General features: G+C 34.9%; 23 protein-coding genes. 11 read left to right on the plus strand and 12 right to left on the minus strand.

The annotated features are described in order from the left end of the window. The first annotated feature begins 35 nt into the window (after positions 1–35). Complete coding sequence (locus B3I52_RS11045) at positions 36–422, plus strand: DUF423 domain-containing protein (RefSeq protein ID WP_293301233.1); 387 nt, start codon at positions 36–38, stop codon at positions 420–422. Further along, on the plus strand, positions 423–2897 hold the full coding sequence (priA, locus tag B3I52_RS11050) for a replication restart helicase PriA (RefSeq protein WP_293301235.1): 2475 nt from the start codon (positions 423–425) through the stop codon (positions 2895–2897). It abuts the gene before it with no gap. Here priA and B3I52_RS11055 read toward each other — a convergent pair. Continuing rightward, on the minus strand, positions 2894–3574 hold the full coding sequence (locus B3I52_RS11055; RefSeq protein ID WP_293301237.1) for a hypothetical protein: 681 nt from the start codon (positions 3572–3574) through the stop codon (positions 2894–2896). The genes priA and B3I52_RS11055 overlap by 4 nt on opposite strands. 190 nt (positions 3575–3764) lie before the next feature. Here B3I52_RS11055 and B3I52_RS11060 point away from each other — a divergent pair, with 190 nt between their 5' ends. Continuing rightward, entirely contained in the window at positions 3765–4421 is a 657-nt protein-coding gene (locus B3I52_RS11060) for a protein-L-isoaspartate(D-aspartate) O-methyltransferase (protein WP_293301239.1), read from the plus strand. 82 nt (positions 4422–4503) lie between these two features. On the opposite strand, the gene B3I52_RS11065 is transcribed toward B3I52_RS11060, so the two are convergent. Then, positions 4504–5754: an exo-beta-N-acetylmuramidase NamZ family protein gene (locus B3I52_RS11065; protein ID WP_293301241.1), complete on the minus strand. Its 1251-nt coding sequence runs from the start codon at positions 5752–5754 to the stop codon at positions 4504–4506. Positions 5755–5833: 79 nt separating this feature from the next. Here B3I52_RS11065 and B3I52_RS11070 point away from each other — a divergent pair, with 79 nt between their 5' ends. Continuing rightward, positions 5834–7054 (plus strand): ABC transporter permease, encoded by a 1221-nt coding sequence (locus B3I52_RS11070; protein ID WP_293301243.1) that lies wholly within the window; start codon positions 5834–5836, stop codon positions 7052–7054. Between the two features lie 11 nt (positions 7055–7065). On the opposite strand, the gene B3I52_RS11075 is transcribed toward B3I52_RS11070, so the two are convergent. From B3I52_RS11075 to B3I52_RS11085, 3 genes are all read right to left on the minus strand, one after another. After that, positions 7066–7974, minus strand: coding sequence for an exopolyphosphatase (locus tag B3I52_RS11075; RefSeq protein ID WP_293301245.1), 909 nt, complete (start codon positions 7972–7974; stop codon positions 7066–7068). Positions 7975–7993: 19 nt separating this feature from the next. Then, complete coding sequence (locus tag B3I52_RS11080; RefSeq protein ID WP_293301247.1) at positions 7994–8746, minus strand: hypothetical protein; 753 nt, start codon at positions 8744–8746, stop codon at positions 7994–7996. 151 nt (positions 8747–8897) lie between these two features. Continuing rightward, positions 8898–9530, minus strand: a complete 633-nt coding sequence (locus tag B3I52_RS11085) for a response regulator (protein ID WP_293301248.1) — start codon at positions 9528–9530, stop codon at positions 8898–8900. 133 nt (positions 9531–9663) lie between these two features. Here B3I52_RS11085 and B3I52_RS11090 point away from each other — a divergent pair, with 133 nt between their 5' ends. Together B3I52_RS11090 and B3I52_RS11095 are read left to right on the plus strand one after the other, a co-directional pair. Further along, entirely contained in the window at positions 9664–10362 is a 699-nt protein-coding gene (locus B3I52_RS11090; RefSeq protein ID WP_293301250.1) for a carboxypeptidase regulatory-like domain-containing protein, read from the plus strand. Continuing rightward, positions 10362–11156 carry a hypothetical protein gene (locus tag B3I52_RS11095; protein WP_293301251.1) on the plus strand — a complete coding sequence of 265 codons (795 nt, stop codon included), beginning with the start codon at positions 10362–10364 and terminating at the stop codon, positions 11154–11156. The genes B3I52_RS11090 and B3I52_RS11095 overlap by 1 nt, the downstream gene beginning before the upstream one ends. On the opposite strand, the gene B3I52_RS11100 is transcribed toward B3I52_RS11095, so the two are convergent. Beyond that, a complete protein-coding gene (locus tag B3I52_RS11100; RefSeq protein WP_293301252.1) occupies positions 11128–13083 on the minus strand; it encodes a tetratricopeptide repeat-containing sensor histidine kinase in 1956 nt (651 codons plus the stop codon). The two genes, B3I52_RS11095 and B3I52_RS11100, sit on opposite strands and share 29 nt — an antisense overlap. Before the next feature lie 328 nt (positions 13084–13411). Here B3I52_RS11100 and B3I52_RS11105 point away from each other — a divergent pair, with 328 nt between their 5' ends. The 3 genes from B3I52_RS11105 (at position 13412) to B3I52_RS11115 (ending at position 16758) form a co-directional block, all read left to right on the plus strand. After that, positions 13412–14545 carry a hypothetical protein gene (locus B3I52_RS11105; protein WP_293301253.1) on the plus strand — a complete coding sequence of 378 codons (1134 nt, stop codon included), beginning with the start codon at positions 13412–13414 and terminating at the stop codon, positions 14543–14545. A gap of 13 nt (positions 14546–14558) precedes the next feature. Continuing rightward, positions 14559–15971 carry a hypothetical protein gene (locus B3I52_RS11110; protein ID WP_293301255.1) on the plus strand — a complete coding sequence of 471 codons (1413 nt, stop codon included), beginning with the start codon at positions 14559–14561 and terminating at the stop codon, positions 15969–15971. 250 nt (positions 15972–16221) lie between these two features. Then, positions 16222–16758, plus strand: a complete 537-nt coding sequence (locus B3I52_RS11115) for a dihydrofolate reductase family protein (protein WP_293301257.1) — start codon at positions 16222–16224, stop codon at positions 16756–16758. A gap of 39 nt (positions 16759–16797) precedes the next feature. On the opposite strand, the gene B3I52_RS11120 is transcribed toward B3I52_RS11115, so the two are convergent. From B3I52_RS11120 to B3I52_RS11130, 3 genes are all read right to left on the minus strand, one after another. Further along, a complete protein-coding gene (locus tag B3I52_RS11120; RefSeq protein ID WP_293301259.1) occupies positions 16798–17268 on the minus strand; it encodes a DoxX family protein in 471 nt (156 codons plus the stop codon). Positions 17269–17320: 52 nt separating this feature from the next. Further along, positions 17321–18109 (minus strand): class I SAM-dependent methyltransferase, encoded by a 789-nt coding sequence (locus B3I52_RS11125; protein WP_293301261.1) that lies wholly within the window; start codon positions 18107–18109, stop codon positions 17321–17323. Positions 18110–18232: 123 nt separating this feature from the next. Next, positions 18233–19135: an alpha/beta hydrolase gene (locus tag B3I52_RS11130; protein ID WP_293301263.1), complete on the minus strand. Its 903-nt coding sequence runs from the start codon at positions 19133–19135 to the stop codon at positions 18233–18235. A gap of 505 nt (positions 19136–19640) precedes the next feature. Here B3I52_RS11130 and B3I52_RS11135 point away from each other — a divergent pair. Continuing rightward, positions 19641–20534: a retropepsin-like aspartic protease family protein gene (locus tag B3I52_RS11135; RefSeq protein ID WP_293301265.1), complete on the plus strand. Its 894-nt coding sequence runs from the start codon at positions 19641–19643 to the stop codon at positions 20532–20534. A gap of 8 nt (positions 20535–20542) precedes the next feature. After that, complete coding sequence (locus B3I52_RS11140; RefSeq protein WP_293301267.1) at positions 20543–21433, plus strand: hypothetical protein; 891 nt, start codon at positions 20543–20545, stop codon at positions 21431–21433. A 90-nt stretch (positions 21434–21523) separates the two neighbouring features. Here B3I52_RS11140 and B3I52_RS11145 read toward each other — a convergent pair whose 3' ends face one another. The 3 genes from B3I52_RS11145 to B3I52_RS11155 form a co-directional block, all read right to left on the minus strand. Then, positions 21524–21967 (minus strand): PepSY-like domain-containing protein, encoded by a 444-nt coding sequence (locus B3I52_RS11145; RefSeq protein ID WP_293301269.1) that lies wholly within the window; start codon positions 21965–21967, stop codon positions 21524–21526. A gap of 84 nt (positions 21968–22051) precedes the next feature. Further along, positions 22052–23389, minus strand: coding sequence for an ABC transporter permease (locus B3I52_RS11150; protein ID WP_293301271.1), 1338 nt, complete (start codon positions 23387–23389; stop codon positions 22052–22054). Further along, a complete protein-coding gene (locus tag B3I52_RS11155; RefSeq protein WP_293301273.1) occupies positions 23382–24290 on the minus strand; it encodes an ABC transporter ATP-binding protein in 909 nt (302 codons plus the stop codon). The genes B3I52_RS11150 and B3I52_RS11155 overlap by 8 nt, the downstream gene beginning before the upstream one ends. Positions 24291–24473: the final 183 nt, after the last annotated feature.

Below are 24473 nucleotides of genomic sequence, written 5' to 3' on the forward strand. Positions count from 1 at the left end.
TCTTAAATTAGCATCATTTAAAGCCGTTACCATATATGAATAAACGAATAATTTTAACTGCTGCTTTGTTTGGTGCATTAGCGGTAATATTAGGTGCGTTTGGCGCTCACGCACTGAAAAACATTGTTGCTGCAAATCAACTCGAAACTTGGCAAAAAGGGGTAGAATACCAGTTTTACCATACCTTTGCTATTTTGTACCTCTCTACTTTTGCCCGTTATAAAAATAAGCTAATTGGTTTGTCGTTCGTGTTTTTTAGCATAGGTATTGTACTGTTTTCTGGTTCGTTGTACTTGCTTGCTATTAAAGACGCTTATGGTCTTTCCTTTGCGCAGTTTTTAGGTCCTGTAACTCCAATTGGTGGCCTTTGTTTTATTATAGGTTGGATTTTCTTGTTCTTGGCGGCTTTAAAAGATAAATAAATGCATTTTGCGGAGTCGGATTTTTTGGAGCGGGAAACCTTGTTTGTAGAGATAGTTTTGCCGCTGTCTTTAGCAATTAACTACACTTATAGAGTGCCTTATGAGCTTAATGAGGCAGTTGCCGTAGGAAAAAGGGTAGTGGTGCAATTTGGTAAGCACAAGATTTACACGGCTCTGGTAAAAAGCATTGGCAAAAACCCACCAGCACATTACCAAGCAAAGTATATTATTGATGTAATAGATGATTATCCGGTAGTTAACGAAAAGCAATTTGAATTTTGGAACTGGATTACCTCTTATTATTTGTGCAACGAAGGCGATGTAATGTCGGCGGCCTTACCTACCGGATTAAAGTTAGCTAGCGAAACAGTATTGTTATTGAGGGAAGAATTGCCTGAAGAACTAGATTTAAGCGATAAAGAACAACTTATTTTCGAGGTGTTGCACAAGCAGCATCGTATCAGTATTGATGAGGTTGCTAGTCTTTTAGGACAAAAAACAGTTTATCCGATAGTAAACTCTTTAATTGCCAAAGAAGTAATTGTAGCTGCCGAAGAAGTGGTTGATAAGTACAAGCCACTGTTAAAATCGTTTGTAAAGTTGCACGATTTTTACCACGACGATGTTAATTTGAAAGCGCTTTTTGAGCAATTAGAAAAAGCCCCCAAACAATTAGACGCTTTGTTGGCATACCTAAAGTTAAGTAAGGGTAAAGGTTTTGTAGCTAAAAACCAGCTAATAGAAGAAAGTGGGAGCGGGCAAGCGGCGCTAAAAGCATTGGCCGATAAAGGTGTTTTTTATATAGAAAAAAGACCCGTAAGCAGGTTAAGTAGCGATGGCGAGCTGTTTGATATTAATTTTGAGCTGAGCGATCACCAAAAAGGGGCATTAGCAAAAGTTAAAGAACAATTTGAAACCAAGGATGTGGTTTTGCTACATGGTGTTACTGCCGCAGGTAAAACCCAACTTTATATTAAACTTATTGAAGAAGCCATTGCTAATGGCGGACAAGTGTTGTTCTTGCTGCCAGAAATTGCTTTGACTACGCAAATTGTAGAAAGAATAAAACTTTATTTCGGCAATAAAATTGGTGTTTATCATTCTAAGTTTAACGATAATGAACGTGTTGAAATTTGGAACAAAGTGCTTAGTGGCGCTTATCAGGTAGTTTTGGGAGCAAGGTCTGCGGTGCTATTGCCTTTTTCAGATTTAAAATTGGTGGTAGTTGACGAAGAACATGAGAATTCTTACAAGCAATATGATCCTGCGCCACGATACCAAGCTAGAGATGCAGCCGTTTATCTAGGGCATTTGCATCGAGCTAAAGTAGTTTTAGGATCGGCTACGCCATCTTTAGAAAGTTATTATAACGCTAAAACAGATAAGTATGGTTTGGTGGAACTTACCGAACGTTTTGGGGGCGTGCAATTACCTTTGCAAGAAGTGGTAAGCATTGCCGAAGAAACCAAGAGAAAAAAAATGATTTCGTACTTTACCAGTGTTTTGGTTGATGATATTGCCGATGCGCTAGAGAAAAAGGAACAGGTTATTTTATTTCAGAACCGTAGGGGATACGCCACTATTTTAATTTGTGCTACTTGTGGCTATGCCCCAAAATGCGTGAATTGCGATGTGAGTTTAACTTATCATAAATCTAGCGGCAAGCTACATTGTCATTATTGTGGTTATCATCAAAGTAGTATCAATGTTTGTCCTGCTTGCGGTTCTGTGCATGTAGAACAAAAGGGCTTTGGTACCGAGCGTATAGAAGAAGAATTGAGCCTGATTTTTCCCGATGCCAAAATAGCCAGATTGGATTTAGATAGTACACGTACCAAGAACGGAATGCAGCAAATCATTAGCGATTTTCAGGAAAAGAAAAACGATATATTGATAGGTACACAAATGGTGGCCAAAGGTTTGGACTTTGAGAACGTGAGTTTAATTGGCGTAATTAACGCAGATACTTTGTTGAATTTTCCAGACTTTAGAGCATTTGAACGAAGCTATCAGTTGTTGGCCCAGGTGGCAGGTAGGGCAGGTAGAAGGGATAAACAAGGCAAGGTTTGCATACAAGCTTATGCAGACGACCATCGGATTATTAAGCAAGTAATTAACAATGATTACCAGCAAATGTATAACGACGAGCTGGAAGAACGTAAACAGTTTAATTATCCGCCTTTCTCACGTTTAATTTTTGTTAATGTAAAACACAAAGACGCAAATGTACTGAACCTAGCAGCACAAACTTTGGCGGTTAATTTGCGTGCACAATTAGGGAAAAGAGTGTTAGGGCCAGAACAGCCTTTAGTTGCCCGTGTTAGAAATTATTATATCAAACAAATTATCCTTAAAATAGAAAGAACGGCTGCCATACAGAAAGTGAAAACAGTCTTGTTAGATACTATCAAAGATTTTAACTCGCAAAAAGATTTTCGTAGTGTAATTACGCAGATTGATGTAGATCCGTATTAGTTTTTACCTACTAAATGAAATTGTATGCCTATTGAAATTGGATTTAGGAAGGTTTCTAACTTGTTGTACCTAGCAAAGGTTCTGGTATTTGATAAATCATCCATTACAGTTTCCTGACGTTCGTAAGAATAGTAAAATTCGATACTCGACTCTGCAAATAAACTTACCTGATTAAGTACATTGAATTTTAAACCTAACAGAGGGCTAAATGTTCCTCCGTTTTTACTGGTGTTAGCAGCGTAAGAACTATTTAAACGAGCAGGGTTTTTAGCTTGTAGATTGCCTCGGAAACTATGGGATCTAAAACCAAAATCTGCAGCAAAATAAGGTTGTATTACGGAGTAATTGAAGTTTTTCTCAAATCCGAATTTAATGGCATAATCATTTAAACTGCCTTTTGCCGTTTCGCAGTTATCGCATTGGTTGTTAAATGTGAAATCTCTCTTATAAAGATAATAGCCGCTTATTCTAAAGGCCATCTGATTGTCGTTAAATCTAATGATGCCACCATTTACCCAAGACTTTATATTGTCGTCGGTATTTGCTTGCTGTAATATTTTAGGCATTTGCATTAAGTTGAAAGCTTTTATACCAATGCTGTAGTTATAATTGCCATCTACTTGGGCAAATGATTTAGCGCTAATTAATATAAGAATACCGATAATAAATCTTTTCATCTGTACAATGCTGTTTGCGCAAAAATAGAAAATATTTATCACCGAACGTTGTTAAAGGTTACATTATCTTAAATCTCTGTAGATTATGTGTTGTTAAAACGCATTTAGTAGTATGTTAAAGTTGATTGTTGGTAAATAATGTAAACATTAGTTTGCTTAAATATGGAGTTTAAACTTATTTTTGGCACAAATGGCGTATAAGTTCGTAGATAATTACAGAGAAAAAGGAGCAAGAAAACAGCTTGTAGAAATTTTAAGGGAACGAGGCATCTCTGATGCTAAGGTGCTTAGGGCAATAGGTAAAGTTCCCCGTCATTTCTTTTTTGATGAAACTTTTTGGAACCAAGCCTATAAGGACATTGCTTTCCCTATTGGTGATGGCCAAACCATTTCGCAACCCTATACGGTAGCTTACCAAACGGAGTTGCTGCATATTCAAAAAGGAGATAAGGTACTAGAGATTGGTACAGGATCGGGGTATCAAACTTGTGTTTTAATGGAGCTTGGCGCCAATGTTTATACTATTGAGCGACAAGAAAACCTATATGCCAGAACTATTAAAGTTTTGCCTGGCATGGGGTACAATGCCAATTTCTTTTTGGGCGATGGCTCTAAAGGCATTGAAGCGCATGCTCCTTATGCCAAAATAATTGTAACGGCCGGTGCGCCTTTTGTACCAGAAATATTGTTGAAACAGTTAAAAATTGGCGGTATTCTGGTTATCCCGGTAGGGGATGAAAAATCTCAGAAAATGATTACCGTAATTCGCGTTAGCGAAAACGAATACGATAGAATTGAACTAGATACTTTTAGATTTGTGCCTTTGGTTGGCGACCAGGCGTGGTAGTTTTGGATAAAGGAACAAGGAAAAAAGACTTTGACATATAATCTTTGTTCCTTGCTCCTTGTTCTTTATTCCTTGCTCCAATTTAAGGATATAGTAGGTACTTCTTCCTCATTTCTTTGTACTTGCTTAGGCCTGGCTCCCAGCTTGCTCTAATTTCAGCTTCGCTCTTGCCTGCAATAATCTGTTGCCTAAAACTGGCTACACCAATTAACTTTTCTATAGGCAGCATTTGGTTGCTCAACTTCGAGTCGAAAAAAGTTTCTTTTTTAGGCGATGCCTTGTAAAGTTCTATTACCCATTGAATGTTTATTTGTCTGGTTTTTCTAAAAATAGAGGTGTCGTAATTTCTTAAATCAATACCGTAACAAACCTCGTCCTTAAAAAGTGGTGTTTCTGCCATGCCCTTTATCCCGGTAGGAGTAAAAGAGAAATCATAAATGCCTTTGTAATATGGCGCACCCAAAACCGTAAATGGAAATTTTGTGCCTCTACCTAAATTGACGTAAATTCCTTCAAATAAGCAGGTGCTCGGATATAGTAAGATAGATTGTGCCGTATTTAAGTTTGGTGATGGGGCAACAGGCAGCTCGTAAGGCATGTCGTGGTGGTAATTTGTGTTTTTTATTACCGTAATTTTGCATTTTAGTTTGTCTTTTAACCAGCCTTCGCCATTTAGCATTTGCGCATATTCGCCCACGGTTAAGCCATGCGATACAGGAATGGGCTGAAAACCAATGCCCGATTTGAATTGAGGGTCTAAAATAGGGCCATCAATCACAAATCCGTTCGGGTTAGGCCTGTCAAAAATCATTACTTCTTTGCCATTGGCGGCACAAGCTTCCATTACTCGTTGTAAAGTATTGATATAAGTGTAAAAACGAACGCCCACATCCTGTATGTCAAAAATCATGATGTCGATGTCGGCTAAGTTTTCTTTGCTAGGCGTACTTTGTTTACCATAAAGAGAAACCACTTTTATGCCTGTTTTGGCATCTACTTCGTTAGCTACGTGTACGCCTGCGCTTGCATTGCCTCTAAAACCATGCTCAGGTCCAAAAATCTTTACTATTTTTACCCCACGTTTTAACAAACTGTCAACCGTAGTAGTTTTACCTATTACCGAAGTTGGGTTAACTACCATGCCTACCCGTTTTCCTTTTAATAGAGGAAGATAAAGCTCGGTTTGTTCGGCCCCAGTTTTAAACTGTGTTGATGCTTGGTTTTTAGTAGTGACGGTTGATTTTGTTTTTTGCGTTTTTTTGCTGCTTTGTCCGCAGGCCGAAAGTGTAAAAATAACGATGAAAATTTTTAAAAGGAGGGTGAACTTGTTCATTTTTAGGTTTTATGAATGTTTGTGGGTTAAAACGGAATTGAATTAGCACTTTTGCTAAGTTACAAATTATTGCAAAAAGTTGAATGTAGAATATTTTATATCGAACCGAATTTCTTTAAAAGCAGAAAGAACCTTTTCAAAGCTAATTGTTCGCATTGCCATAGCTGGTGTAATGTTAAGTTTAGCGGTGATGATACTTTCTTTAGCTATTATTAAAGGTTTTAAAACCGAGATACAAGATAAAGTAAGAGGTTTTGTGGGTGATGTCCAGATTTACCGATTTGATTTGAATGGTTCATTCGAAAAATCACCATTTATTGCTAACGATACTACCATTAATGGATTAAAGAATAATCCACAAATTGCCTCCTTCTATCCGTTTACTACTAAGCCCGCAATTATAGTTGCCAATGGCGAGGTTGAGGGGGTAAATTATAAAGGTATAGATTCTACCTACAATTGGGCTTATATCAAGAAACATTTGGTAAGTGGTAATGTAATTGATTTTAGCGATAGCACAAAAGGGGCACAACAAATACTCATTTCCGAATATACTGCCAAACGATTGATGCTAAAGACGGGCGATAGCTTTGTGATGCACTTTGTTCAAAATCCGCCCCGAAAAAGAAAGCTAACCATTGTTGGGATTTATAAAATCGGTATAGAAAACATAGATAAAGGCTTTGTAATAGGCGATATTAGCCTAATTAGGCGCTTAAATAATTGGCAAGCAGAAGAAACTGGTGGAATAGAAGTACGTATTAAAGATTTTAAACTTTTAAAAACGGTGGCCGATGATGTTTACAGTAATTTAGAGCTCAGGTTAAAGTCTAGATCTGTAGAGGAAAGCACGCCCGAAATATTTACTTGGTTATCTTTATTAGATGTGAATACCAAGGTACTTATTATATTGATGCTCATTGTGGGCGTAATTAACATGATTACCGCTTTGCTGATTATGATATTGGAACGTACCAACATGATTGGTATTTTAAAAGCTATGGGTATGAAAAACAGTAGTATTAGAAAAATATTTCTTTACAATGCCATTTATTTGGTAGGAATTGGACTGTTTTTAGGTAATATTTTAGGTTTAGGCCTCTGCTTTTTACAGCAATACACACATTTGTTTAAGCTAGAACAAACTAATTATTATTTAGATTATGTACCTATTGAAGTGCATTTTTCTGATGTATTGCTTTTGAACTTGGCTACCGTTGTAATTTGTACGCTGGTGCTAATTGTTCCTTCCATGTTAGTGAGTAGAATTAGCCCACTAAAGGCAATTAGGTTTAAATAAATCGTGTTTGCCTACGGTTTCGATAGGCTTTTTAAAACGCCCATTTTTAAATCATAAGTAGATAAAACGAGGTGTTTTAAATTTAACTCTGCCAAAACATAATCGGTAATTATGGCAGCCATTACAATCATATCTACACGCAGTGGAATGAGGTTAGGCATTTGACTGCGTTCTTCATGATTTGAATTAATCAGCTGTTTTGCTAATTGATGATAAGCTGCAATATCAATTTTTCCACTAGAGATTTTATTGACGTCAACAGATGGATTTAGCATTGTGGCATAAGTTTCGAAAGCACCAGCAGAGCCGATGAGCGTAGTTGCACCAAAGTCTTTTCCAAATTCTACTAAATCAGTTAATGTTTCTTGCAAATGCTGATGGGTGTTAGCTTGGTCTAGTGCATTAATTGGGTCTGATTTGAAGAACTTTTGCATTAACCTAGCGGCACCAATATCGAAGCTCTTTTTCCAATAAAAGCGGTTCTCATCACAAAAAATAAACTCGGTACTGCCACCGCCAATATCCATAATTAACGATTTGCCTTGAATAGCCCCACTGTACTTTACCCCTTCGTAAATGAGGTTGGCTTCTTCTTCACCGTCAACAACATCAATAGCAATTCCCGTTTCTTTTTTAACGGTATCGATAAATTCTTGGCCGTTGGTGGCACTACGTACACCAGAGGTTGCTACGGCTCGCACTACCGAAACATTATACTCGTTCAGGGTGTTTTGAAATTCCTTTAAACAGTTTAAGCCCCTTTTAAATCCTGATGGAATAATTTTGTTTTCTTTGATAATGTCTTCGCCTAGCTTTACGGGTTTGTTGGTCTTGTAAATAATATTGAGTTGATTAATGCTAGTGTCGGCAATAATGAGATGAAAGGTGTTGGTGCCTAAGTCTATGGCGGCAATTTTCATGTAACAGTTTTTTAGGCTGTTAATCTACAAAATCATCACGTAGCAACAAAACCAAAGCAGCACTACTTAACAATAATTTTTCTTTATCATCATCCTTTTTCAAGAAGATTGTGCCATTGTCTATTAACGATACTGCAGCTACAATTTCTCCGTTTTTGTTCTCGAACTGAAAGCCAACAGGAATTTTGCTAATAGATTTCGGTTTAGTTTTGATGACTGTTTTAACCGTGTAATAATTGTCTTTATCGAGTGTGATTTTACCAACAACGCCATTTTTATACATTTCTACCTCTGCATTATTTATTTGCATTTGCCAAGGTTTTTCTGCGTTTGCCAGATAGATGTGAGCGTAGCAGCTGTTTAAAAGCGAATCTTTTGCTCGGTATCTTTTAGCATTCAGGGTAACTTTATCGCTGGTCTCCACAAAAAGGTTACGACTTCTTAAAGCATTGGTCATGAAAACTTCCGCATTTTCTCCTGTTTTAGTAGTTAAAGCAAAAGTCATTTCGTTCTTTTTCTTTTCGGCGCCTAGCATAAAGCTTTGTTGGCCGGTGCTAAAGCCAAAAGCTCTGCTGCTGCCCTTGTTCCATGAACGCTTAATGTATTGGGTTTGATAATTGGCAAAGGTTACGGTTTGGTTAACTTGTAAGCCTTGTGTGCCTTTAACGGGATATTGTACCAATTCGCTGTGGGGTACATCGATTTGCATGGTTGCGCATGAGCTTATAAACAACGTGATAAGCCCAAGTAATTTGTAATAATTAGATTTCATATTGTGTGTTTATGGAGTCTAAACTATTAAAAATCAGCTCACGACGAATGGCGTTGGTCGCTTTTTACATTTTTTAACAAGTGTGATTTAAGTAAAAACTCCTTATATGAATGTTTTTTGAATTAACTGTGATAATGGGAGAGGTAAAACACTATTTTGCTAGGCCCCTGAGATAAGCCTCTTTTACAAGACCAACTATATTTTTTACGTTTAATTTTTGGCTCAAGCTTAAACGATGAGCTTCTACTGTTCTAACACTCAAGAAGAGTTTGTCCGCAATTTCTTGATTAGAATATTCATTCGCAATTAACGCTAAAATTTCATTTTCTCTTTTGGTGAGTTTAATTTTACTAGCTGATTTCTTACCCAAAAGTGTTTCTTCTAAAATATTTTTTTTAATAGCCTGATCAATAAATTGAACGTTGTTAGTTACGGTATTTATTGCTTCTAAAAGTAAGTTTTTGTCAGCACCTTTTAAAATATAGCCATCAGCTCCATTTCTCATCATTTTCTTAACATAAACTGTTTCTTCGTGATTGGTAAGAGCTACGATTTTAATATGCGGATATTTAGCTTTAATGGTTTTACAAAGTGTGATGCCGTCACCATCAGGAAACTCAATATCTAAAAGTAAAACTTCCGGTAATGTGTTTTCGAGTTGTTCTAAAAGTGTTTTTGCACTAGTTGTTGTAAATATGATTTCAACCTGTGTACAATCACTTAATATCGTTTTTAATCCGCTTATTATCAATTGATGATCATCTGCAATAGCTAACTGGGTCATGGTAAGTCAAATATAGTATTAATCCTACAAAGAAAGTGAAATGAAATTATGTTAATTTAAGTAATACTACGATGTTTTTTATTTAAGTAAATGCGCTATAGAATTGCGAGTGCTCAACCAATAATTTTGTAAAATGAAAATAACGATAGCATTACTATTATTGTTAACTGTTCTTAGCTGTAAAAAAGATAAAAGAAGTACGAAGGAAGGAGAGGTTAAAGGGTTAGTTTCGAATGATTTCGGAGTGCCTTTGTCTCATGCTACTATAATTATAGATCATGATATTTTCTTTAATACTACTATCAGGACAAAAACAGGTTCAGATGGCAAATATCTTTTAAAGGTGCCTCATGGTTCTTGGTACGCATTTGCGATTTTTGAGAAAGAGTATCGAGGTAAACGTTATAAATTTTATTTGCATCCAAACGATAACGCGAGTTTTGGAGGGGAGGGGGCTGAGAGGAATTTTACATGGAAGCTAACTGGGGAGAAGGCTTCTCCTCTTAGTGGTTTTTACGGAGGTTTAATTACTATAGATAATTATCCTGGGGTGTATATTGATAAGGCTGATATTGAATTTAAGTTGGTGCCACAAGGCAAATTAATAGATGATACCGAAGGCTCAATTTTGATTCTTAAAGCTGCAGATGGGTATCAACTAAAAGATATTCCTATAGGCACCTATAAAATAACAGCTAAATATCGTGGAGAAATTCTCAAGTTAAGAAAATGGAATACAGAAGATGATTTTGTAAATGAATTGCTGTTGGATTTTGAACCGCAAATTGATGGACAATGTGATAATTGTTTTAAAATAGAATATAATCAATAATGAAAAGTTTTTTATTTAAACTCTCTGTGTTTAGTCTTTTATTACTAAGTGCATGTAGTAAAAAGGGTGATGATTTGGAGGCTTATGATCCAGATGATGATAAAATTATAATAGCTTCATCTAAAGACAGACCAGGTTTAGGCGAAAGCGACGAAATGCCTTTAGGTACACCTCTACATTTGCCAGAGGGAATTCGTATTGTAGAACGTAAACACTATAAATTTGATCCCAATATAGAAAAGCTATATGCCCATGTAAATTATTTTTATGTTGATGTAAATTTAGTGAATGATAGAATGCCTGGAACACCACCAGTATATGTTGAGTTTCCTGCTGGTTTAATTGGTGTTAGTATGGATCATGATAAGCAAAATGGACTTTCTATAGAAAGGTACTTGATACCTGTACCACCCACCGAACGAATAGGGGGAGGTAGAGACACTACAACGATTTATATAGGTATGGCCTGTTTAAATAAGAGTCGTTCTATGCCTTGGTATGATAATCAGGGAGAAGAGATGAATTATCCCATATCAAGGAATAATTTTCAACAATTTGTAGTTACTACCGATGTGAATTTGTTGAAATTCTTAGAAGTAGTCAAAAATAAACCTCAACTTAGAGTGAAGCAGCATTGGGATCCTGTTGCGGCACATGAACCAGATTATATCACGCCAGAGTGGCTAAAAATATATGGAGACATAGATAATATGATTTGGGACATTACTGACGGATATGGTGTAAAACAAAAAGAAATTAAAGCGCTTAAGAGAAAGTTAGATAATTATCGGTAGTTAACCTTGTAATGAGCTGTAAAGGGATATTGATGTAAATATTTGTGCCTTCCCCAATTCGAGATTGTAGCTCAAAGCTGCCATTAAGAAGTTTTATTCGGTTGTTGAGGTTAGAAATTCCTATTCCTTTATTATCAATTTTATCTATCTCAAATCCCCGCCCATTGTCTTCTATTGTGATGTCTAAATGAGTTGAGGTTGTAGTAAGTTGCACTACAGCCTCGGTTGCTTGTGCATGCTTAATGATGTTGTTTACAGCTTCCTGCACTACTCTGTAGATCAACAAAGCATGTTCTGCATTTAGTTTTGGTAACTCTCCAATAAAATAAGAAGTAATTTGTAACTGGTTATTTGAAACACTGTTGCAGAAATTTTCAGTAGCGTAGAATAAACCTTCTTCTAGGAGATGGTTTGGAGCCATGTTGTGTGATATGTTTCTGATTTCTTTAACAGCTGTGTCAATTAGGGCAAGCGTTTTGGTTTTGTTTTCATCAAAATTTTGTACTCCAAATTGATGAAATAAGTGTAACTGTAACTTTGCGGCAGAAAGTGTACTGGCCACGGCATCGTGTAGCTCTCTAGCAGTTCTTTGTCTTTCACGCTCTTCTCCTGCTAGTAATGCTTCTAATAGTTTTACTTCTTGTTCCATTAGCAATGCTCGGTTTTTTTGGCGGTAGCTGATAAAAATAATTGTACCAAAAGCAACCAGCACTAAAATGATTAAGGATGTAAGTAAAATAACGTTATTCTTTTTATTAATTTCATTATTGTGTTTAGCAATTTCTAAATGTTGTTCGGCAATTTTACGTTCTTTAACAGAGGTTTGATATTTTGTTTCGGCATCATGTATCGCTTGTCGGTTCGATATATCCTCTAAAGAATCATTTATTTTTTGGTGTAGCTGGCTAAACTTTAAAGCATTTTTGAAGTCTTTGCTAGTTTCTTTAAGCTCCGAACCTAATAAATAAACGCCTTTTAAATCAGCTAGGGGCATTACTTGGGCAGCATTGATAATTGTTTTTTCAAAGTAAGTATTTGCCAAAGTATAATTTCCAAGTGCTCTAGCGCTCGAGGCTAAACTATGATAAACATAAGCATCGTATCCAGGGGATGCATTTTTCAGGTTATTTTCTGCAAGTTTTAACACTTGCATACTTTGTTCATACTTACCTTGCCTATTATAGATGTCGCCCAGGTTAATTAAGCCAGTAGTCATCGTATCATGATCTTCATTTTTTTTGGAAATCTCTATCAGTTTTTTTGAATGTACAATTGCCTCTTGATATTTTTGTAGGTGTACTTCAACCACAACTAAATTAGCTAGGCTTCTTGCAATAGTGGTAGAGTCCTTTAATTGCATTGCAATTTGATATCCTTTTAAAGCGTATTTATATCCTTTTTTATAATCTTTTATATCGATAAATAGAGAAGCCAAATTGGAATTGTATTTACGTTGATTAAAAAGATCTTTAGAACTTTCTGAAATTTTTAGAGCATTCATGTAATACTCTACGGCTTTTGTCATCATTGACATGTTGTAGTATAATAAACCTATGTTATTATAGGCATTAGCAAGTGTTTTTTTATTTCCAATAGTTAGGCTTTTTTTAAGTTGCTTTTCCGCAATTTTTAAAGCCTCTTTATAGCGTAATTCAGTATAAAGAAAGTTGGTGTAGTCGCCAGTATATTGTAGAAAGCCATTATCAAAATTAAGTTTTTGAGCTAACGCTCCCGATTTTTCAAAATAAACCTCTGCAGAATCTTTTTTATTGAGGACGGCCATATCTTTAGCTTTTTGAAGCAACACATAAACTTGGGCAGTGTCTTTTTTAATAGTAAGGCTGCTAGCATTGCTATAGATTAAAATGAAAACGAGTGTTGCCAGAAAATAACGATAGTGATTCTTTATTCTTAAATAGAATGCCAATAAGGTAAGGCTAGTGTTAATACTAAATAAATAATATAAAGGGTATAGGAGTTTAGTTAAGAGCATCGATATTCTTACAATGATTAAGCAAAACTAATAAAATATTTTAAGTTGTTGTAGTCTAGTTGTTTGCTTTTATAAAAGACTCTCTTAGTATAGATAAAAATAGTAAGATAATTAGCTGGTTAACTACATGCTTAACGTTAATTGATTTTAATTGAGAGTAGTAAGAAGCTTATTCAAGTACTTGAAAATTTTATTAGGTATAACTACTCAATATTTCTTCATGGCATTTGTTGAATTTTGTCGGCAAATACAAAAAATGAATATGAGATTAATAATTATTTTCCTAACCGTTTGTTTATTTAGCTGTAAAAAATCGAGCAAAAATCACATAATAGAACCTCGTAAAGAGAGCTTTAAGGTACAGGTGTTAGGTTTCTCGGCGACAAATACTACTGGAGTGGGCATGGCTACGCTTTGGACAGATAATGAGCGGCCTGTAACAGACTTTATTCCAAATAATCACCATAAAATTACACTATACGGTTTACATCAAATCATATCATTGGGATATAGAAATTTGACATATTTTGGAACAGAATTGATTAACGATTATAGTAGAATTGTTTTATTTACTTATGAAGGTAAAAAAGTGTTGTCAAATGAATTGTCTATAGCTTTAGCGGCAAATAGGCACGAGTACCTACATTCTTTTTCTAAAGATGCAGAAGGCAACCTATATGTATATGCATATACCGAAACAGTAACCTATAAAAAAGTAAGCTATATCTACAAAATATCTACTATGTTAGAAATTAGCAAGATAGATATGCCTTTAGAACCTTCTTTTGCCTGCCTGTTTACTAAAGCTGGCTTGGTGAGTTTGCACGCTGAGCATGTAACGAATGCAATAAACTTAACAGTGAGCCATCAACGAGGTACACGTTGGTTTGCTAACTTAAGCTTAAACGGCTATAAGCAATATGTAATCTCGGATGCATATAGCGATTTTGAGGGAAAGGTATTAATAATGATAACTGCGGTAAATAGTACCACAAATAAGCAAGAAAAGTTTGTATTTGCTTTAAACATTGATAAGAATACAGTGATGAGGCATAAGTTACTCTTGGATGACCGTTCATATAGCTTTGGTAAAGGCATGGTAGAAGGAAATGTTTTGTATTTGCCTGGAGTGGAGAGAAATACTAATAAGGCCTTTTATTTGCGTATCGATACGCAAACAAGTTTGGAGGAAATTCCAGTTTCTAGAATAAATTTGGAAGTGGATGCAAGATTTCCTGTAGCGCAGGCTAGTTTTTTACAACGCTTAAATGGTGAAATCTTTGTTGGTGGAACACAGTTTGGAAAAGCTTGTTACTGGCGATCTTCTAAATTAGTGATGTTGCCTGCTATAAATGGCATTATGCAATCACACCCTATTGAAATTAATTTGTACTAAAAAAGAAATTAAAATGAAGTATAAATTGATGTTTTTTCTTGTACTATTAACCATTAAGGGGCTAGCACAAGAAAGTAAATACGGACAATATCGCTATGCGATAGATGTACCTCTGGTTGATTTGCCTTTTTTACAACATGCTACTAAGATGCATGCAAAAAAAATAGATGTAGTAGATATCCGCTTAAAGAATTATTTAAATAGTTACGAAAGTACCTCCATGGAGCAAGCATTATCGCTTACTAAGGGTTTGCATGCAGGTAATTATTATCTGAATAATTTAATTTGGGAAAATTTCATACCGCTAGAGAAAAATAAATTCTTGAATAGGGTAACGGCCAATTTGTCTTCTGGACTGGTTGATCTGTTGTTGACCTATAAATTAGTTGTGTTTTCACCTCAATGGTTGCATGAGGAGTTTCATCGTAACGGACTAACCATAAATAAAATTTCATCTTATGATGAAACTTATAATTTATTTGCTGGCGGTATATCCAATGGGTCTATTAGTAAGGTTACTGATGAAGATATGGTGCGATTCAAAAGAGATAATCCACAAGAGATGATTCGTAGTTTTGCGGCTGGAATTGAAAGTGAATTTCTATTAATTAGGAGTTTACAGAATGATAATTTCTTTAAGGATACAAAATATGCCAATGTTCTGTTAAATCTTTTACTTACAAAGCATGCGATAGATTATGTAAATCAATTTAAGCGCCCCGATTTTAATAACAGTATAGATAGTATGAATTACTATGGAGTAAAAGTCAAGGATAGAGACTACGTAGGTTGGGATTTTACAGCTTGGGTATATGATTTACATAGACCTTTAGAACCGTATGCTAATAGAGGTGTTCATCCTTCTGGTGTGGGCATAGATAGGGCAGTAAAATCTACTAAGCTTACCGATAATGAATATAATTACCTAAAGAAAATGGGGAAAATGCAGTATCTTAATTTTATTTCACCATTTATGTTGGGAATTAACCGTATCAAGTTAGGAAATCAAATGAGTTTTAACTTTGCTGTTAGGCATTATCTAAACTCTTTTGGTTATAGTTTGAGCACTGACGTGTTTTTTTCTAAACATGGAAGGAACTTTTTAGTGAGCTTGCATGCTTATAGAAATAAAGAGCTCACTCTGCCTGGAGTAGAAGTTTATCTACCCGATTATCAATTAAAAAAATATAGCCCGATTTCACTGCAGCCGAAGTTGATGGCTTGGCTTCAACCTAGTAATCAATTGTTTTATGACCAAGATGCAAAATTTGGGGGAATGGTTGGTTTAAAGGCAAATCTAATTCTAGGAAGGAAGTTTTCAGCATTTGTTGAATCTGATTTTAAAACCCCAGGTTGGGTTGCCGGAAATCCTTTTTTGAGCAGTAATTCAACTTTTAGATTAGGGTTAACCTTTGATACAAAATAGTGAATTTTAAAGATAGATTAAGATTAACTGTGTGGTATATTTTTAATTACGGAGTAGTAAGAAAGTTGAGTCAAGTTAAAATAAGCTAATTGATTAAATTAATAGGTTGTTTTGAACTTACAGATAGCTTGTTTTACAACAAGCTATCTGTGTTTTTTAGATTTTTATAGCCTCTATGAGATACCCCGCGGATTTCTTGGAGAAAAGCGTATGCAATAAAAGCAATTCAAGCTAAATAAATATAACAGTAATGCGAAAATTATCAGTTTTTATAGCGGCAAGTTTAGACGGTTACATTGCAAAACCAGGTAACGATCTAAGTTTTTTAGGTTTGGTTGAAAAAGAAGGAGAGGATTATGGTTACGCAGAGTTTATGGCAACAATTGATACTATAATTCTTGGAAGAAAAACTTACGATTGGGTGCTGAGCCAAGTCGGTACTTCTCATTTCGACAATATGAATCGAGATGTTTACGTGGTTACTAGAACTAAGCGGCCAAATGTAGGCAAAACAACTTTTTATACGGGAAACTTGATCGGACTAGTTCAACAACTAAAATCTGGTAAAAATGGAAAAAATATTTATTGCGATGGCGGAGCGGAAACAATACACGAGCTGTTAAAGAATAACCTTATTGATGAGTTTATTATTTCTGTTATTCCGGTCTTGCTTGGTAGCGGAATAGCACTTTTTAAAGAAGGCAGGCTTGAACAACGGCTTAAGTTGTTTAGGGTTGAGTCATTTGATACAGGTTTAGTACAACTACACTACAGTAGAGCGCTTTGATTTGCTAGTTAAGTGTTTATTTTAAATAGAAGTAGGGCTTTATTTCTTATTTGATTGCTGGTGTTTAATGGTAAAAAAATATGTCCAAATGATAAATAGAAGCTGTAATGGTAACCTAAACCATAAGTAGTTTAAACTATTGCCATCAAAAGTTCCTTTTTCATAGTTGAGGTGTATTATCGTAGCATAAATATTTGCAGGGAGCACTAATACAAAGAACGTTATCAGTAGCCAACCAGTGAGTCCTCTTAAAGCAGGGATAAAAAGTCCAAGAGCGGCTGCAATTTCTATAATTCCTGTTATATAGATAATTTGTGTTTTATAAGGGATAATTTCTGGTAACATCATCGACATTCCTTTCGGGTAGATAAAATGACCTAATGCAGTAAATAAAAGCATAACTGACATCGCAATTTTACCTGATAGTATAAAATTCCATTGCTTATTAATGAACATTGTTGTTAACGATGAAATGGTAAATGCTAAGAGTAAAACTATTAAGGGTTTCATGTTTTTGATTTCTTTAAAATTAAAATATAGTTTTATTCAAGTTTTTTTTATTTCATTCCTTCTTTTCTATTGTTATGAAAACATAGTCACCTAGTTCGTTATCATACCGTGTTTTTATTTTGTAAAACACCTCATTATTGAGGTCTTTTTTTAGATGCAATAACCCTAGGGCTACTTCTTCAATATTAGCTAAAGATGAAAAAGATGAAATACCGTTGCGAATTGTTTCGTTGAAATAAAGAGTAGGGTCATTTTTGCCGATATATAAAAAACAGTCTTGTAAGTCTTCTTTAACAAAGTATTTTTCTACTTGTGTAATATGAAGATTTGTTTGCTTAATGGCGTTTTGTATATCAATAAGTGAAGGCATTTGGTTGATTGAAGAATTAAGCATATTTGGAAAATAGTGATTTAACCAATAACCTCTCATCTGCTCGGGTGTTGATGTGAACAAGATTAGTTTACCACTATTGCATAATACGCGATCAATTTCGGAAAATGCTTTTTCTAGATCTGCCCAGTGATGTATAGTTAAAGTGGCGATGATGCCATTAAATACGTTGTTTTTTGCGGGTATTCGTTCTGCTTTTCCTTTAAGCCAACTGCTGTCGCTATTGCGTATTTTAGCTTCGCTAAGCATTTTTTCTGAAGGGTCTATGCCAACAAAACTGAAACCTTTGTTAGCTAAAGCGATGGTATAGTTTCCAGTTCCACAACCAATATCAAGGTTAAGATGACCTGTTTTAGTAGGTAAAAACCGAGACAGTTTTTCAACTAGGTGTGGATCAGCTTTTCGTGTAGTATTATAGTTTTTTCCAATTTTGTTATATTTAATATGCATCTTTTTTGTATTTTTAGGCTAAAGTTCCATAATTTTTCACTTTTTAAAAACTTAGCTTTTTTCATTTGCTTACGCTTTGATATGAAGTAGTTGTATTTTCTAAAAACTTTTGTATTTCTTTTTTCATCGTCGACCATCCTTTCTCTTCGTATGGAAAGTGACCGCAATTTTGGAGTAAGACGCACTTTTTTGTCGTGTTAATTCTGTCAAAAAAGGTTTACTAGTCTCCAACGTCGTCCAATTGTCTTTTTCGGGCTGTAAAAGTAGTACTTTGCAATTGGCTAATTGTTCTGGTTCTTTTGGAGGATGATAGGTCATGTATGTCCGTAGAAATCTAAGCTTAATTTTATTGCCTCCTGCAAGTTTATCATTTAAAAAAATTGAAGAAAAATTACGATCGTTCGTAATCCTATTCATTTTACAAAGCCATTTAATAGGTAAGCTGAAATGATCAGATAGTGGTTTTGTAAACTCTACAATGGGCAGACCCACACGACTTAAAAACTTGTTTTTTGATAAATCGTCTCTCACTTTCTTTTGTCGAGGGTCAGCCAAAGTGGTAACTATTATACCTTTAACCTTTGCATTTTTACTCGCAACTTGATAAGCTAACATACCTCCAACACTCAAACCTAATAATACAAGGGGCTTAAAATCTTTTTGATATTCCTCATCCACCAAATCTGAAATGCAATTTACCCAATCAGCATATTCTATATTTCTTTTCTTTGGGTTTTTTGTAAGTCCAAAACCAATTAAATCCGGAGCTAGATATTCATATCCAATTTCGTTTAGGTAATTTCCAAAATTTCCTATTATTCTTCCATTCCCTCCTGCAACGTGTAGAATAATAACCTTCACCGGTGTGTGCTTAACTTCCATTTTGTCTATATGGATATTGAAATCTTTCCATTTCCAATAGGTTTCTACAGGTAATTTTGTTTCCCTATATTGCAATTCTCGAGGTAAAAAACTGCTGTATTTTTTCCAATATGTTGTCTGTGTATAAAACTCGGATTGTTTCATTGTTAAAGAGGGAAATGGGAAGCAGCACTTCAAAAGGTTAATGTTTTATAGAAGTAGATTCAATAAAGTCTTTATTTAAAATAAATTAAGTACTGCTTAATTTTAAACTAATTATTATCAATTTATTGAATTGTAAAACTATAGTATTCAATTAGAGTAAAATAGAGGGTAATTGCGATAAAGTTCAATTAGGTATAAATACTTAATTGCCTAAAAATTAGAAGTGATTTTCTTTGAGTATGGCGTATAACGGAACTATATTAAACCTGCTTATGTTACTTGCGTTTTCGTATAAATACAGTGTTTTAAAAATTGGTATTGGTACTAATTTTTTAGGACAATTTTTAGATTATCTTTGTAAGAAAATACTGTAAGTGTACGCTGTAAATTAATTGATTATTAAATTAATTGTTCTGATAATTCAAAATGGATTGTTTGAATATTAACCCTTTATTGTTTGTTTTGAGACCTAACTTAGAAGCTTGTTTTTTTAGTAAATATTTAAATGATTAATTCTATATTAAAAATACTGGCGGTTTTTTTAGTATTTACATCTACTATCAAATCATATGCTCAAGGGCAGGCATTTTCATTTGAATATTTTCAGCATCTCATATTTTTAAAAGTCAAAATAAATACTTCGAAGAGTTTACTCTTTTTATTTGATACCGGAGCTAATGTATCGGCTATTGATACAAAAATAGCTGATAGTCTTTCTTTACTCACTTTAAAGAAAGACTATGTAGAAGGTAGTGCAGGTAAAATTTTTGTTCCATATGTTGAAATACAATCTGTTTCAACTGGAGGTTACACTGTAAATGATCTAATTTTTACAAAATATGATTTAAGCAGCTCGCTAGCTCCACCGGGTCAAAAAGTTGATGGTATTCTCGGTATGGATTTTCTTAAGCATTTTGTGGTAGTTATTGATTTTAGAAATAGATTAATGACATTGTCTAAAAAGGTAACAGATAGATTAGCAACTGTAGTTCCATTTGAATTAGAAAATGGAATTCCACGGATTAAAGCAAAAATAAACAATATTGTTTCAACTTATTTTAGATACGATAGCGGATCTTCCTTATTTGACACAAAGGAAGTATATTTAAATACGACAACATCTATTTTTAAATCACTAATGAATGTAGATTCATCAATGAAGATAGTAGCTAATCTAAAAGCAAAGGGGATTGGAGGTAGTATTGATATTCCTGTTTATAAGATAAACTCTGTTTTGCTAGATAAGATTGAACTGCGAAATTTATATGTTATTGTTCAGCCTGAAAGAGGCTATTTTTCTCGTTCAGACGCCGTTGGTTTTTTTGGCAATAATTTGTTAGATAAATATCGAGGGGTGACTATTGATTTTATTAATAAAGAAATATTTTTAAACAATTAAATATGATTATGAAAGGATATATTTTACTTCTATTACTTTTTTTATGTGTAAAAAATGGATTTTCTCAAACGAAAGCAGATTTCTCAGATTTAAAACCTCTAAGTCATGAAGAGTTCAAAGAGTTGGGGAAAAGAGATTTGAACCGAGTGAATAAGAGACCTTATATTGTTAAATATAAGCATGCGTCTGGAGGAGAATTGTTTTATTTCGGATCTTCACACACTTATGATCCAAAGGATAAGATATTAGAGAAAATTGATAGCGCTTGGTTGTCTTTTAAGCCAGAAGTTGTTTTATGGGAGGGAGGTAATCCAGATCGGAACAGTAATTTGCCTGAAAATATAAATGAAGCAATAATTCAAAAGGGTGAGCCTGGCTTTGTAAGATTCTTGGCTAATAAAAGAGGTATTAAAGATTACACACTAGAGCCGTCAAGTATAACAGTAATAAAAGAACTGCAGAGGGGGTTTAATGATAAAGAAATACTTGTGCAAGTGATTTTAACGCAGGTAGAACAACAAATACGTAAGGGAGCTTCAGAAACTGCACTAGATAGTTTAGTGTTTACTTATCTTCAACGTTCTAAAATATTTAACTTTACAGATGTACCTACAGACCTATCTAGTTTTCAAAAAGCAGTTGACGAGATTCTTCCTTCCCTTAACAATTGGAAAAAAGTAAAATTAGATATGATTGCACCAAAATCTTTAAAGGATTCTAATATTAATGTGTTGCAAAAAATAGCTGCAACTTCTAATGAAATCAGAGACAAACATATGATTAAGTTGTTAGTAACAGAAGTGAAAAATGGCAAAAGAGTATTTGCCGTCGTTGGTGCGTCTCATGTTGTCATACAAGAACCAGCTTTGTGTCAGTTTTTTGGGGTGAAATATCGATAAGTATAAGCAAGTTTTATGCTAACGCTTGCTATTGAAAAAATATTTTTTAGATAAAAAATAACCCCAATAACTTTACTTTGGGGTTATTTGTTATCTTTTTTCTTTTTTAAGTAATTTACCATTCATATCAATAGATAACGTAGAATCCTCATCGTCAGATGTAATATCTACCATGTAAAACTTTCCGTTAAATGCGTCATCTATCAAAATATAATTATCTATTTCAAATCCTTTATTCAAGTAAGGCTTTATAGCACTTTTAAGTGCAGAAGGAAGTTTGTTCTCTGGTAATGGTTGAGTAGTTCTTAACCATTTTCCTTGTAAATCTATCTCTATTACTGAACCATTGGATATGACTACTATATACTTTTTACGTTGGTGGTCATTTACCCATTTACTAATTTTATGGCCTTTAGCTTTTGTGTCAACTGTGGATTTTATTACAAAAGGTAATGTCTGTTGACTTTTAGCTTTTAAATTGGAGAAGCCGCTGATTGTAAAAAATAAAGCTCCTATCATTGTTGTTGTTTTCATATTACATCTTTTTTTCAAAAATAGATGTGATATGTCCCACATTTTAAAGGACTATTACTTTAATATAGATTTGCGTAGTACTACTTAATTCTTATAGGTAAACCACTTAAACATTTCTTTAAAAGTAGTTTTCTTGCCATACATTAAAATACCTACACGGTAAATTCGCCCAGCTATCCATACGGTGCCCATAAAACCGGCCACTAATATGGCCATTGATAGGACCAGTTCCCAAGTAGGCACGCCATACGGAATACGAACAACCATGGCAATGGGCGAGGTAAATGGGATCATCGACAACCAAAAAGCGGTATTGCCATAAGGGTCGTTGGTAACTACGCTAAGCGATAAAGCGTAGCCTAGTAACAGCGGCAGCATTACCGGCATCATAAACTGCTGGGTTTCTGTTTCGCTATCTACCGCCGAACCGATGGCCGCATACAAAGCGCTGTAGAATAAATAGCCGCCCAAGAAGAAGAAGATAAATACAAATATAATTTTACCTACATCTAAGCCGGCTAAACTTTTCTGGATATCGCCAATTGGCCCGGCTTGGGTGGCAACAGCCATTTGCGTACTGCCTGCAGTAGTTACCTGAGTTTGTGCCTGGGCAGTAGCAATTTCTTTAACGTCTTCTTTGTTTACAAATAAGCTTACAGCTGCGGTACTGATGGCTAAGGTAAGCACAATCCAAAGCATAAATTGAGTTAGGCCAACTAGGGCAATACCTACAATTTTACCCATCATTAATTGAAAAGGCTTTACCGACGAAATCATTACTTCGATGATACGGCTGGTTTTCTCTTCTATTACGCCACGCATTACTTGGATGCCGTACATCATGATGAACATAAACATTAATACGCCGGCTGTAAAGGCTATAAAAGTACTCGCACCTGCGCTCGACTCTTCTTCGGCACCGGTTTCGGCTATTTTCTTGGTAGAAATAGCTACATCGGTTTTTAGTTTGTCTAAATCGCTCTGCGAAATACCGCTTTCCTTTAGCTTTTGAGTTCTAATGAGTTCTTCAATATCACCAGAAACACGTCGGTTTAGCGACATACCCGCTGGTTTGGTGCCAAACAGCTCAATGCCTTTGGGCGTATCTAAAGTAAATTCTGGCAAATACAAGATATAATCGTACTCTGCCTTGCCAATACCTTTTTTAGCTTTATCCAAACTTTTATTAATGTAAGTATATTCGATGTTGTCATTCGTTTGCAGTTTTTCTGTAAGCGTTTTGTTGGTGCTTACTACCGCTACGCTATCATGGGTATCCTTAATTCCTTTGTAAGTGAAATACCCAATAATGGCATAAACGCCAGCAATTAATAAGGGGGTTAAGAAAGTCATCACAATGAACGATTTCTTCTTCACTCTCGAAAAATATTCCCTTTGGATAATGGGTAAAATCTTATTCATGGTTTTGTCCTTTCACTTTTTCAATAAAAATATCGTTCATGGTGGGTATTACTTCATCCAAACGGTGAATATTTACATGAGGCAGCAGCAACGATAAAGCCTCGTTAGCCCTGCGGTTTTCTTTTAATTGCAGCTTAACCAAGGTGTTCGCTTTTACATTTTCGGTTTGCAAAACATCGTAAACTTCGTTGTTGGTAACATTATAATCGCCTTCATATTCTACCCAATAGGTATTGCTGCGGTAGCTGGCCTTAATTTCATCAACTGTACCATCCAATATTTTTTGCGATTTGTTAATCAATGCAATGTTATCGCAAAGTTCCTCTACACTTTCCATGCGGTGCGTAGAAAAGATAAAAGTTGCACCATTTTTGTTCAGTTCCAGAATTTCATTTTTAATAATATCTGCATTTACGGGGTCGAAGCCAGAGAAAGGCTCATCTAAAATAATTAACTCTGGTTGGTGCAAAACAGTAGCTACAAATTGTACTTTTTGTTGCATCCCTTTACTCAAATCTTCTACTTTTTTGTTCCACCAGTCTTTCATATCTAGTTTTTCGAACCAGTATTTAATACGTTTGGTGGCCTCGGCACTGTTTAATCCTTTTAGTTTGGAAAGGTAAAGCACTTGTTCGCCAATTTCCATTTTTTTATAAAGACCACGCTCTTCGGGCAAATAACCAATTTGCGAAATGTGTTTGGTATTTAGGCGTTCGCCGTTGAAGAATACTTCTCCGGTATCTGGAGCGGTAATCTGAGTGATAATTCTAATGAGGGAAGTTTTGCCTGCGCCATTTGGTCCCAAAAGCCCGAAGATTTTGCCTTTCTCTACTTCCAAACTCACCTTATCTAAGGCACGGTGCGTGGCATACTGTTTTACAATATTCTTTACGCTTAACATAGCTATCGTTTAGTTTCGGTAGTAAGATAGCAAAAAGACAGTTTTGTTACTTGTTTTTTCGTTTTTTAGAAAATTAGGACGTTTTTGTGTATGGGGAGGTTTAATTAACGTGAGTTTTAGGTCTTATTTTTAGGCTATGCCACATGTCAAGCCCTAGCAAACCCCATTAAATTCACTTAAAAC

It is taken from the genome of Pedobacter sp. UBA4863 (assembly GCF_002399615.1).
Classification (GTDB): Bacteria; Bacteroidota; Bacteroidia; order Sphingobacteriales; family Sphingobacteriaceae; genus Pedobacter.